Origin of the sequence: Streptomyces sp. NPDC059832 (assembly GCF_042731715.1) — a bacterium.
Lineage (GTDB): Bacteria > Actinomycetota > Actinomycetes > Streptomycetales > Streptomycetaceae > Streptomyces.
The window spans coordinates 63,585-76,149 of record NZ_JBHWIY010000002.1; the positions used below are offsets into that span (position 1 = coordinate 63,585).

General features: G+C 72.7%; 7 protein-coding genes. 3 read left to right on the forward strand and 4 right to left on the reverse strand.

Features of this window, described 5'->3' with window-relative positions:
• Positions 1-39: 39 nt before the first annotated feature.
• The 4 genes from ACFV8T_RS02695 to ACFV8T_RS02710 form a co-directional block, all read right to left on the reverse strand.
• Complete coding sequence (locus ACFV8T_RS02695) at positions 40-951, reverse strand: carbohydrate ABC transporter permease (protein ID WP_266418545.1); 912 nt, start codon at positions 949-951, stop codon at positions 40-42.
• The gene (locus tag ACFV8T_RS02700) at positions 948-2,366 is read right to left on the reverse strand and encodes a carbohydrate ABC transporter permease (protein WP_385323737.1); all 1,419 of its coding nucleotides are present in this window, start codon (positions 2,364-2,366) and stop codon (positions 948-950) included. The genes ACFV8T_RS02695 and ACFV8T_RS02700 overlap by 4 nt, the downstream gene beginning before the upstream one ends.
• Positions 2,367-2,370: 4 nt before the next feature.
• Positions 2,371-3,732 carry an ABC transporter substrate-binding protein gene (locus ACFV8T_RS02705; RefSeq protein WP_385323740.1) on the reverse strand — a complete coding sequence of 454 codons (1,362 nt, stop codon included), beginning with the start codon at positions 3,730-3,732 and terminating at the stop codon, positions 2,371-2,373.
• Positions 3,733-3,873: 141 nt separating this feature from the next.
• On the reverse strand, positions 3,874-7,521 hold the full coding sequence (locus ACFV8T_RS02710; RefSeq protein WP_385323742.1) for an FHA domain-containing protein: 3,648 nt from the start codon (positions 7,519-7,521) through the stop codon (positions 3,874-3,876).
• Between the two features lie 498 nt (positions 7,522-8,019).
• On the opposite strand from ACFV8T_RS02710, the gene ACFV8T_RS02715 reads away from it, so the two are divergent.
• From ACFV8T_RS02715 to prfB, 3 genes are all read left to right on the forward strand, one after another.
• Positions 8,020-9,693, forward strand: a complete 1,674-nt coding sequence (locus ACFV8T_RS02715; RefSeq protein ID WP_385323745.1) for a serine/threonine-protein kinase — start codon at positions 8,020-8,022, stop codon at positions 9,691-9,693.
• A gap of 181 nt (positions 9,694-9,874) precedes the next feature.
• Entirely contained in the window at positions 9,875-11,113 is a 1,239-nt protein-coding gene (locus tag ACFV8T_RS02720) for a serine/threonine-protein kinase (protein ID WP_385323747.1), read from the forward strand.
• 94 nt (positions 11,114-11,207) lie between these two features.
• Entirely contained in the window at positions 11,208-12,314 is a 1,107-nt protein-coding gene (gene prfB, locus ACFV8T_RS02725) for a peptide chain release factor 2 (protein ID WP_385323749.1), read from the forward strand.
• Positions 12,315-12,565 lie beyond the last annotated feature (251 nt).

Genomic DNA, 12,565 nt, shown 5'->3' on the forward strand with positions numbered 1-12,565 from the left:
CGTACAGCCGTGCGCATTACGCCACCGCTCGCTCGCGGCTCACTTCACCGCGCCCGCCATCACGCCGGAGACGAACTGGCGCTGGAAGGCGAAGAAGACCGCCAGCGGAATCACCATCGACACGAAGGCGCCGGGCGCCAGCACGTCGATGTTGTTGCCGAACTGTCTGACCTGCTGCTGGAGGGCCACCGTGATCGGCGGCGAGTCCGAGTCGGCGAAGATCAGCGCGACCAGCATGTCGTTCCAGACCCAGAGGAACTGGAAGATCCCGAGCGAGGCGATTGCCGGACCGCCCAGCGGCATCACGACCCGGGTGAAGAGCCGGATCTCGCCCGCCCCGTCGAGCCGGGCCGCCTCCAGCAGCTCCCTCGGGATCTCCGCGAAGAAGTTCCGCAGCAGGAAGATCGCGAAGGGCAGACCGAAGGCCGTGTGGAAGATGACCACGCCGAAGGTCGTCTCGAAGATCCCGACCGCACCGAAGAGCTTGGAGACCGGGACCAGGGCGACCTGCACCGGGACCACCAGCAGCCCCACGACCACCAGGAACCACCAGTCGCGGCCGGGGAACTCCATCCAGGCGAAGGCGTACCCGGCCAGTGAACCGATCACGACGACCAGGACGGTCGCCGGGACGGTGATCATGACCGTGCTCAGGAGGGAGTGGGTGATCGTCGAATTGTCCAGCAGCCGGGAGTAGTTGTCGAAGGTGAGCTGGGACGGGGCCGTGAAGACCTTCCACCAGCCGGTCGCCGCGATGTCGTCCGCGCCGCGCAGCGAGGACAGCAGCAGACCGATCGTCGGCATCAGCCAGAACAGGCCCACCAGCACGAGGAAGATCCGCATCGCACCGCCGCCGGCGCGGGCGGCGAGGCGTGCGCCGAGGGACCGCTCGGCCTTCACCGGAACGTCTTCGGCCGTCGTGCTCGTGGCCGTGGTCGACGCTGTCGTCATCGGCGCCTCTCCTTCCGGATCCGGCGGATGTTGACGTACATCACCGGGAGTACCAGCAGCAGCAGGAGTACGGCGATGGCGCTGCCGATCCCGAGGTCCGCGTCCGTGCCGAACGAGGACCGGTAGAGCTGGAGCGCCAGCACGTTCGCGTCGTCCTGCGAGGAACCCGGCGCGATGATGAAGACCAGGTCGAAGATCTTCAGCACGTTGATCATCAGCGTGACCAGCACCACCACGAGCACGGGCGCGAGCATCGGCACCGTGATCCGGCGGAACACCTGCCACTCGTTCGCGCCGTCCACCCGGGCCGCTTCGAGGAGTTCACGGGGCAGCCCCGCGAGCCCCGCCGCGATCAGCACCATCGCGAACCCGGCCCACATCCAGACGTAGGAACCGATGATCCCGGGGGTGACGAGGGTCGGGCCGAGCCACTCGACGCCGTTGTACGGCTCCTTGAAGTTCGAGGCGGGGAGCCGGAGTCCGGCGCCGTCCGCCGACGCGGGCAGTGTGAACGTACCGTCCGCCGCCGCCGTCGCCGAGGCGACCACCTTGCCGTCCTTGACCGCCTCGACCTTGAGGCCCTTGAGCCCCAGCTCCTTGGCGTCGATGACATTGGGCCGCCCGCCACCGCCCTTGGTGAAGTCCAGCCACGCGGTGCCGGTGATCTCGCCGTCCGCCGCCGCGGCGGCCTTCGCGGGCTTCGCGTCCTTCGGCATGTTCGCCGGAATCACACCGACCAGCGGCAGTTGCACGGGCTGCCCGGCCCGTACCGGCGCCTTGGTGACGAAGGAACCACCGTCGCCCGCCCTGAGGGGGTGGACGGGCAGCGGATGTGCCTTCGGGTATCCCGCCGACTCGGAGAACGTGTCGTGCACACCCACCCATACGGCGTTGGCGACCCCGCGCTCCGGAGCGGCGTCGTACACCAGCCGGAAGATGATGCCGGCGGCGAGCATGGAGATCGCCATCGGCATGAAGACGACCAGCTTGAACGCCGTGCCCCAGCGGATCCGCTCCGTGAGCACCGCGAAGATCAGCCCGAGGGCCGTGGAGACCGTCGGCGCGAGCACGACCCAGATCGCGTTGTTCTTGACCGCCGTACGGATGGTGTCGTCCGTGAACAGCGCCTTGTAGTTGTCGAGTCCGGCGAAGCCCGTACCCGCCTGGTCGAGGAACGACCGGTAGACGGAGTACACGATCGGATAGACCACGAGCGCGCCCAGCAGCACCAGCGCGGGTGCCAGGAAGAGGGCCGCGAAGAGCCGGCGGGTGCCGGTCACGCTCCGGCGGCTGCGTCCCGGGCCGCCGGACAGCGGGTCGGACGGCTTCCTGGGCGCGGGCACCGACGGCTCCGCGGACGATTGCTTGTCGGCGGGGGGCACCGCGTCGGCGCCCCCCGCTGCGGCTGTCGTCATCCCGTCAGCTCTTGTACGCCTTGGCCGCGTCGGACTCCAGCTTCGCTTGAGTCCCCGCGATGTCCTTCGGGTTCTTCAGGAAGTCCTGGAGGGTCTTCCATTCGCCCTTGCCGGGCGTCCCGCCGAACGACTGCGGCGCCTGGTCGGACATGTCGAACCGGACGGAGTCACCGGCCGAGATCAGCGCCTGCGCCATCGTGCGCTGCACCTCGTTCGGGTACGCGGAGGCGTCCAGGGTCTTGTTCGGCGAGATGAACCCGCCCTGCTCGGCCATGATCTTCGCGGCGTCGGCGGAGGCCAGCCAGGTCAGCAGGGCCTGGGCGCCCTTGCCGTCCTTCAGCGCCACCGCGGCGTCGCCGCCGGTCACGACGGGGGACTCGGCGCCGACCGCCGGGAACGGGAACACCTTGGCGTCCGTCCCGATCTTCGACTTCGTCTGCGCGATGTTGACGCCCACGAAGTCGCCCTCGAAGACCATCGCGGCCTTGGGCTGGTCACCGCCGGTGAACGTCTGGGTGACCGAGGCGGGGAACTCCGTCTGCAGGGCGCCGTCGGCGCCGCCTGCGATCAGCGAGGGCTTGCCGAAGAGCTGCGCGAGCGTGGTCAGCGCGTCCTTGACGGACGGGTCCGTCCACTTGATCTTGTGCTGGGCCAGCTGGTCGTACTTCTCCGGACCGGCCTGGGAGAGGTAGATGTTCTCGAACCAGTCGGTCAGCGTCCAGCCGTCCGCGCCGCCGACCGAGACCGGGGTGACACCCGATGCGGAGACCGTCTCGGCCGTCTTCAGGAAGTCCTTCCAGGTCTTCGGCTCGGCCGCGCCCGCGTTCTCGAACGCCTTGGCGTTGTACCAGATCAGGGACTTGTTGGCGGCCTTGAAGTAGACGCCGTACTGGGTGCCGTCGACCGCGCCGAGGTCCTGCCAGACCTTCGAGTAGTTCTTGGCCAGCTGGGCCTTGGCCTCGGGGCCGGCCGGCTTCGCCCACTTCTTCTGGGCGGCCTGCTGGATCGCGCCGACCTGCGGGATCATCGCGACGTCCGGCGGCTGACCTCCCGCGATCTTCGTACCGAGGAAGTTGACGATCGGGTCCTGCGCCGGGACGAAGGTGACCTTCGCGCCCGTGCGGTTCTCGAACTCCTTGAGGACCTTGACGAAGTTGGCCTGCTCGGCACCGGTCCAGACGGCCGCGACCGAGAGCTTCTCGCCGTCCAGCTTGGGCAGCGCGACGCTGGAAGGGCTCCCCTTGCCGCTCCCCGAGCTCTTGTCCGGCTTGTCCTTTCCGCCGTCGTCACTGCAACCGGTGAGGGCCAGTGCGCCGACGGCGGTGAACACCGCGGCGGCCCTGCTGATCCGAAGGGTTGTGCGCATTGCTTCCCCGTCTCTCACATCGTTGTGTGCGCACAGTCCTACGCCCGGTGTACGGACGCCGCAATACCGCTTCTCGTGTCAACTCCTTGATCGTGATGGGCTCGTGACGTGATGTCAGTGGATGTCCGGACCCGGTCTCCCTCAGGAGTGGACGGGCCCGAACGGGGCTATCGGCTCGGCGTTCACCGAACGGGCCGCCCGCTCCAGCGCACTGGCCAGCAGCGCCAGGTCGGTCGGTCCGTTGCCCAGCTCACGGACCGGGCGCCGGGTCGGCGGATCGCCCATCCGCTCCCACTCCAGCGGCACGACGGTGGGCCGCAGGGTGGCGGTGCGCGGGATGCGACCGGTCACCCGGCCGCCCTGGAACGGCGTCACCCGGCCGTCCGGATGCCCGAGCCTGCCCCGTCCGGGCGCCGGGCCCTCCGGCGACGGCGGGACCACCGGTGCGTCCAGCACGATGCGCAGCCGGGCCCCGTGGGCCAGGTCCGTGTCTTCCGTACGGTCCGGGCGGGCGGACGCCGCGACCAGGTGGACGCCCAGCCGGCCGCCCTCCCTCGCCACCGCCTCCAGGGCCCGCACCACCGAACCCGCGGCGGGGCGGCCGGGGCTGCCGAGCGCCGGGGCGACCAGCGCGTCGAAGTCGTCGACCAGGACGACGAGCCGGGGCAGCGGGGACGGCCCGGGGTCCGAGGAGCGGGCGGCGGGGCGCAGCCGGAGCGTCCCGCTCATCGGGGCGTCCACGTCACCGCGCTGCTCCGCGGTGGTCGGCGGGCGCTGGCCGACCATCTGCCGCGCCACCTCGTGCCGGTGGTGCCATTCGGTGAAGTCGTACGGGCCGAGCAGCTCGGCGCGGCGCTTCAGCTCACCGCCCAGCGCCTGGGCGAACTCCCGCATCCGCACCGGATCGGAGGCCACCAGGTGCGTGAACGCGTGCGGGAGCTCGGTACAGGGGCGAAGGCCCTCGCCGCGGTCGCCGCCCGCGCCGTCGACCAGCAGGATGCCCAGCAGGTCGGGCCGGGCCGCCGCGGCGAGCGAGGCGGCGACGGCCCGCAGCAGCTCCGTGCGTCCGCTGCCGGCCGGTCCCTCGATGAGGAGGTGGGGGCCCTCCTCCGCCAGATCCACGCTGACCGCGCCCCGGGGGCCGGCGCCGAGCACCACCACGGGCCGCCCGACGGCCGCGGGGGCGGCGGGTGTGCCGGTGTCCGGGTCGGCGCCCGCGTCCGCTGCCGCCCCGGCGCTCTCGGCGCCTCGCGCGGCGACCCGGGGAGTGTCGCCGCCGCGCGGCCCGCTGACCCGGTTCGAGCCGCGCCCGGACCCGGCGGAACGGAGACTGTCGGCGCCCTGGACGTCGCCGGCACCGGTGCGGTCACCACCACCGGCCCAGGAACCGGTACCGGTCCCGGGAACGGTCCGCGAACTCGGGGTGTCCCCGGGCGAACTGCCGTACCGCTGCCCGCCGGCCCGGCCCGCGGAACCGCCGGGATAAGGGGTGCGCCCGGAGTCGGGGTACGGGGTACGGCCCGAGTCCGGGTACGGGATGCGGCCGGAGCCGGGGGTGTCGTGGCCGTCGTCGGGGGCGAGGGGGTGGCCCGGGGTGCCGATGTGGGTGGCGTTCTCGCTGCCGGGGTAGGGGGTGCGGCCGGAGCCGGGGGCGTATCCGCCCGTGCGCTGGGCGCCCACGCGGGGACCCGCGCCGCGCGGGTACTCGGTACGGCCCGAACCGCGGGTGCCCGCATCGGCGCCGTCGTCCGCGCCGCCGCCCGCCGGTCCGCCCGTCCAGCGGCCCGAGCCGCGCACCGTGGCGCCGGGCTGGTTGTCCGCGGTCGAGGCCCAACGGGCCATCAGGGAGGCCGGGGTGGCACGGGCCAGGCCCAGCTCGTCCAGCAGACGGGCGGTGGCCGGCAGCGAGGCCGACGCCGATCGGCCGTGGGCCGTGGCCGAACCCTCCGTACGCAACGGGGCCAGCGCCCGCCCGAACCGCTCGGCCCAGTGCGCCGACACCGCGTCCACCGCGGCGACCGTGCCGCGGCCCGCGGCCCGGCCGTCCGCCGTCCGCAGCAGCCGCAGGGCCGTCGCCACGTCGCCGCTGAGCATCGCCACCGCCCCGCACTCGCGGAACGCGATCGAGGCGTGGCAGGCGGCCTCGTAGGTCGCCGCGACCGGTGAGGTGGGTGTGGCGGCCGGGGTCTCGGCCAGACAGATCAGATGGATGCCGGCCGCGGCACCGGCGGCGGCCAGCCGGGCGGTGTTCTCGCGCAGCGCCGCCGAGCCCGGGTCGCCGTCGAGGATCACCACGGTGTAGGGACCCGTGTACCGCTCCGCGGCCTCGGTGACCGTACTGCGGTCCAGGCTCGCCCAGCCGGGCCCGAGCGGACCGTCGTCCAGCCGGCGCGCCAGCTCCGTCACGCGGGCGGTGGCCTGGTCGCGGTCGTACGCGAGGAGCAGCCGACAGTCCTGGCCGTGCATCGGCCGCAGATGGGGCAGCCAGCCGAGCCAGGCCCACTCGCGCCTGCGCTCGTCCGCGCCGCGGGCGCGGTCCGTGCTGATCAGGACGATCTCCAGATCGGCGGGGGAGTGCAGCGCGGCGAGCTGCGCCACCGTGGCACGGGCGAGTCCGGCCAGCCGGGTCCGCGGCCCGGCGAGCCCGAGCGAACCGGCCTCCCGCAGCCCCACCGTCACCGGCACGGCGGGCAGCTCGGCCCGGTCCGTCGTCCCGAGGCGCACCACGAGCGCCTCGGGGTGGGCGGTGCCGCGCTCCCACAGCCGGGGGCCGGGGCCGAGCGCGGTCAGCAGCACGGCCGCCGGGTCGGGCCAGACGCTCTGCGCGGCGGCCCCCGACGGCGCCGGGGCGGCCGGGAACGGCGGCTCGGCCGCGCCCGCGCCGTCGGGCGTCGCCTCGTGCACGGGCTCGCCCCTGTTGCCCGCGAGTCTGCGCGCCCAGGCGCCTATCCCGCCCCGTCGCGGCGTCCCGTCGTCCGGGACGGGGGCGGGGTGCCCGGAGGAGGACGCCCGGTGGGCACCGGTCCGCCCGTCGTCGCTCCCGTACGCGTGACCGGTGCCGGAGTCCTCGTGGGGGACGGGCCCGGGGCCGGGGGAGACCGCCGGGGCGTATCCGTGACCGGAGCCGTCGTCGGCGCAGGCCGTGCCGGACACCCGCAGATGACCCTCGCCGTCCGGGGCCGTCGCCAGCGTCGGCGCGGGCGCGCCGGAGGTCAGCCGGAGCGCGGACTCGCCGAGCCGCAGCAGCGCACCGGGCTTCAGCCTGACCGGGCGGTCGCGGACCTCCGTACCGTCGAGCAGGGTGCCGTTGGTGGAGCCGAGGTCGGCCACCGAGACCTGGCCGTCGGCGGAGACCGTCACCGCGCAGTGCAGCCGGGACACATCGGGGTCGTCGAGCGGGACGTCCGCGTCGGCGGAGCGGCCGATCCGGATCCGGCCGCCGTGCAGCAGGTGGACCCCGCCCGCGTCCGGCCCCGCGACCACGTGCAGCCGCGCCGGGACGGCGTCGTCCACCGCCTCGTCCTCGCCCGGGACCTGGAGCGAGAGCATCGCTCCGTCCACCAGCGGTGGTTCGCCCAGCGCGCACCGCTGGGCGTCGAGCCGCTCGCGCCCGGCGAACAGCACCACCGCGCCGCTGCCGAGCGAGCCGTCGGGCCCCAGGACGGCCGCGGCCAGGTTGGACGCCACGGTGGCGAGCGCCGTCCCCGACGGGGCGGTGACCAGCACGTCGCACGCGCGCGCCGGGGTCTGGCCGCTGCGCGGCGCGAGGACGGTCAGCCGGATCTGCATCGCCGTCAGCGGTCCCTTCTGCGCGGGGCGCCGGGCAGGGGAAACGCCCTGTGATTCCCCCCACCCGACACGGACGCGTCGTCCGGTACAGGTTCGTCACGTGCCGCAGGGCTCCCGACCCCACAGTTCCGTGCTGGAGGCATCCTCGCACCTGCCACCGACAACACGCCCGGGGGTCACCGCTAAGTGATCTTGAAACGTCGGCTGTGCGCCCATAAGTGCCTGCTTGGAACGTCGTCCACGGGGACGGAACCGTTCCGGATGGGCGTCCGAAACGGTTCGTCGCACATGAGTGCGGCAACCATCCGTCCGATGTGAGCGTCTTGTCCCACGACCGGCCGGTGCCTCCTCGGGGCGGCATCCGGCCAACGGCGGACAGGGCGACGAAGGCAACCGGACGGAGCTGCCTGGCCCCGCCGGACAGGCCCTAGAGTAGGCGGAACTCCCGGGCGGATCCGGGAGCACCGCAATCACCACGATCTGCAGGGAGCGCATGACGTGCGGCCGGTAGGCAGCAAGTACCTCCTGGAGGAGCCGCTGGGACGCGGCGCCACGGGCACCGTCTGGCGTGCCCGCCAGCGGGAGACCGCGGGCGCCGAGGCGGCCGTCGCCGGCGAGCCCGGCGAGACCGTGGCGATCAAGGTCCTGAAGGAGGAGCTCGCCAACGACGCCGATGTCGTGATGCGGTTCCTGCGTGAGCGCTCCGTGCTGCTCCGGCTCACCCACGAGAACATCGTGCGCACCCGCGACCTGGTTGTCGAGGGCGACCTCCTCGCCCTCGTCATGGACCTGGTCGACGGCCCCGACCTGCACCGCTACCTCCGCGAGAACGGCCCGCTCACCCCGGTCGCCGCCGCACTGCTCACCGCGCAGATCGCCGACGCGCTCGCCGCCAGCCATGCCGACGGCGTCGTCCACCGCGACCTGAAGCCCGCCAACGTCCTGCTCGACGAGCGCGACGGCCAGATGCACCCGATGCTCACCGACTTCGGCATCGCGCGCCTGGCCGACTCCCCGGGGCTCACCCGGACCCACGAGTTCGTCGGCACGCCCGCCTACGTGGCGCCCGAGTCCGCCGAGGGCCGCCCGCAGACCTCCGCCGTCGACATCTACGGCGCGGGCATCCTGCTGTACGAGCTGGTCACCGGCCGCCCGCCGTTCGCCGGCGGCACCGCCCTCGAAGTGCTGCACCGGCACCTCAGCGAGGAGCCCCGCCGCCCCAGCACCGTCCCGGCCCCGCTGTGGACGGTGATAGAGCGCTGCCTGAGCAAGGACCCCGACCGGCGGCCCAGCGCCGAGAACCTGGCCCGCGGCCTGCGCGTCGTCGCGGAGGGCATCGGCGTGCACGCCAGTTCCGCCCAGATCGCCGCGGCCGACGGCGTGGGCGCCCTGCTCGCACCCGATCCGGCGCCCGCGGCCGTTCCGCAGACCCCCGGCGCGGCGGACCCGACGCAGGTGCTGCCGAGCAACGCGGGCTCGTACGACCCCAACGCCGCCACCAGCCTCATGCAGCACACCCCCGGCCAGGGCCAGGGCGCGGGCGGGCACGCCGACCCGACCTCGGTCATGCCGCCCGTGCCGCCGCGTCCGGACGGCTCTCCGCAGCCCGAGGGGCCGCACCCCTGGCAGTCCCAGCTCCAGGCGGCCCGCGACCGCAACGAGCAGACCCAGGTCCAGTACCTCGACCCGGGCCAGGACCCGCTGCGCCGCCGCCCCCAGCGCGCCCAGCCACAGCAGCCACAGCAGCCACAGCGGCGGCAGCCGCCTTTGCAGCATCAGCAGTACCAGCAGCCGCAGCAACAGCAGTACCCCCAGCACCACCAGCAGCAGTACCAGCCACAGCCCCAACAGCAGCCCCAGCGCCAGCAGTACGCGCCCCCGCAGCAGCCGGTGGCGCCCCAGCCGCCGGCCCCGCGTCAGCCCCGCGAGCCGAGGCAGCGCAGCGCCAACCCGATGAGGATCCCCGGCCTCGGCTGCCTCAAGGGCTGTCTGTTCACCGTGGTGCTGCTGTTCGTCGCGGGCTGGCTGATCTGGGAACTGACCCCGTTGCAGGACTGGATCGGCCAGGGCAAGAGCTACTGGCAGGCGATCAGCGACACGGTCTCCACCGTCACCGACTGGATCTCGAAACTGGGCGGCAGCAGCGACGGCGGCGGCAACACCAACCCCTGAGCAGCCGCACCACCATCAACTCTGTAGCTATATCGACTTCCGCGGGCCAGTTTCCACCGCATATCGCCCGCGGAAGTGAAGGTTGGCACCATCCCGGGCACTCAACCCCCCGGCCGACGCGTAACTTTGTCGACCGGGGGTCATGAGCGACGGTCCATCGCCAGCCGCTGAGGGAGCAGTCTTGGCACGGAATATCGGCAGCCGGTACACCGCACACCAGATCCTGGGGCGCGGCAGCGCCGGCACGGTCTGGCTCGGCGAAGGGCCCGAGGGCCCGGTGGCCATCAAGCTGCTCCGCGAGGACCTCGCGTCCGACCAGGAACTCGTCGGCCGCTTCGTCCAGGAGCGCACCGCCCTGCTCGGTCTCGACCATCCCCATGTCGTCGCCGTCCGCGACCTCGTGGTGGACGGCAACGACCTGGCACTGGTCATGGACCTGGTACGCGGCACCGACCTGCGCACCCGCCTCGACCGCGAACGCCGCCTCGCGCCCGAGGCCGCCGTGGCGATCATCGCGGACGTCGCCGACGGCCTCGCCGCCGCACACGCCGCCGGTGTGGTCCACCGCGACGTCAAGCCGGAGAACATCCTGCTCGACATGGAGGGCCCGCTCGGACCCGGCAACTCGCACCCGGCGCTGCTCACCGACTTCGGCGTGGCCAAGCTGATCGACACCCCGCGCCGCACCAAGGCCACCAAGATCATCGGTACGCCGGACTATCTGGCCCCCGAGATAGTCGAGGGGCTGCCGCCGCGCGCCGCCGTCGACATCTACGCCCTCGCCACGGTCCTGTACGAACTCCTCGCCGGCTTCACGCCCTTCGGCGGCGGACACCCCGGCGCCGTCCTGCGCCGCCACGTCACGGAGACGGTCGTACCGCTCCCCGGCATCCCCGACGAGCTCTGGCAGCTCCTGGTCCAGTGCCTGGCCAAGGCCCCCGCCTCCCGGCTGCGCGCCTCCGAGCTCGCGGCCCGGCTGCGCGAGCAGCTCCCGCAGCTGGCCGGCATCCCGCCGCTCGACGTGGACGAGCCGGACGCCGAGCCGGAACCCCAGACGTACGACGAGCAGCAGTACACCCCCGCCCCCGAGGAGCCCCGCCGCCGCGGCGCGGTCCCGCTGGTGCCCGGATCGTCCGCCGACGCCAACCGCGACACCCACACGAGCATGCGCGTCCCGGCCCCCGACGAACTCTCCGGCGGCCCCCGCGGCACGGCCAGGGCCCCCCGTTCCCCGGGCACGCCCCGCCCCGGCTCGGCCCGCAACAAGTCCGCCGCCGTCCGCAAGCGCCGCCTCACGCTGGGCGCCGCGGCCCTGGTGCTGGTGGTGGCGCTGGGCGTGGGCGGCTGGCTGGCGCTGAGCGGCGACGACGAGGGCGCACCCGCCCAGGACACGGGGAACTCGGCGCCGGGCACGCCCTGACCCGGGGGCCCGCGAGGGCGCCGCGCACATGATCGCCGGGACGTGATCATGCGGCCCGAGGAACGTCCGTGCCGACAGCCGTTACGCTGGACCCGTGGCAGTCGTCGATATTTCCGAAGAGCTGAAGTCCCTCTCCTCGACCATGGGGTCGATCGAGGCCGTCCTGGACCTGGATGCGCTGAGGGCGGACATCGCCGCGCTCGAGGAGCAGGCGGCCGCGCCTTCCCTCTGGGACGACCCCGAGGCGGCGCAGAAGATCACCAGCAAGCTTTCGCACCTCCAGGCCGAGGTCCGCAAGACCGAGGCCCTCCGCAACCGGATCGACGATCTCGAAGTCCTCTTCGAGCTCGCCCAGGACGAGGGCGACGCCGATGCCCTGGCCGAGGCGGAGTCGGAGCTGGATTCCGTCCGCAAGGCGCTGGACGAGATGGAGGTCCGTACTCTCCTGTCCGGCGAGTACGACTCCCGCGAGGCCCTGGTCAACATCCGGGCCGAGGCCGGCGGCGTGGACGCGGCCGACTTCGCCGAGAAGCTCCAGCGCATGTACATCCGCTGGGCCGAGCGGCACGGCTACAAGACCGAGGTCTACGAGACGTCGTACGCGGAAGAGGCCGGCATCAAGTCGACCACCTTCGCCGTCCAGGTGCCGTACGCCTACGGCACGCTCTCCGTCGAGCAGGGCACCCACCGGCTCGTCCGGATCTCGCCCTTCGACAACCAGGGCCGCCGCCAGACGTCCTTCGCGGGCGTCGAGGTGCTGCCGGTGGTCGAGACGACCGACCACATCGAGATCGACGAGTCCGAGCTGCGCGTGGACGTGTACCGCTCCTCGGGCCCCGGTGGTCAGGGCGTCAACACCACGGACTCCGCGGTCCGTCTGACCCACCTCCCGACCGGCATCGTCGTCTCCTGCCAGAACGAGCGCTCGCAGATCCAGAACAAGGCGTCCGCGATGAACGTCCTCCAGGCGAAGCTCCTTGAGCGCCGCCGCCAGGAGGAGCAGGCCAAGATGGACGCCCTCAAGGGCGATGGCGGCAACTCCTGGGGCAACCAGATGCGGTCGTACGTCCTGCACCCGTACCAGATGGTCAAGGACCTGCGTACGGAGTTCGAGATGGGCAACCCGGAAGCGGTCTTCAACGGCGAGATCGACGGCTTCCTGGAGGCGGGCATCCGCTGGCGCAAGCAGCGGGAGAAGTAGGAAGAAACAAGCTTTCACGGCGGTGCCGGAAACCCCACGGGGTCTCCGGCACCGCCGTTTTCGTCGTGGGCGACCTCATGACCCGGCCGCCCCGAAGGGGAGTTGGGGCTCCTGGTTGCGCGGGAGCTGTGGTGAGTGCGTCACAGTCGTGATTCCGAATGAAGGCCAACTGCGAACAAACCAGTGCATATTGCACGGAACGGCCTTGACGTAGTCCTTAACTGTGGACAGGGTGCTAGGGCAGCATGCGT

Bases quoted from the DNA above. Each gene is read 5' to 3' on its own strand.
- ACFV8T_RS02705 (WP_385323740.1), bottom strand. From the start codon at position 3,732: ATGCGCACAACCCTTCGGATCAGCAGGGCCGCCGCGGTGTTCACCGCC.
- ACFV8T_RS02700 (WP_385323737.1), bottom strand. From the start codon at position 2,366: ATGACGACAGCCGCAGCGGGGGGCGCCGACGCGGTGCCCCCCGCCGAC.
- ACFV8T_RS02695 (WP_266418545.1), bottom strand. From the start codon at position 951: ATGACGACAGCGTCGACCACGGCCACGAGCACGACGGCCGAAGACGTT.
- ACFV8T_RS02710 (WP_385323742.1), bottom strand. From the start codon at position 7,521: ATGCAGATCCGGCTGACCGTCCTCGCGCCGCGCAGCGGCCAGACCCCG.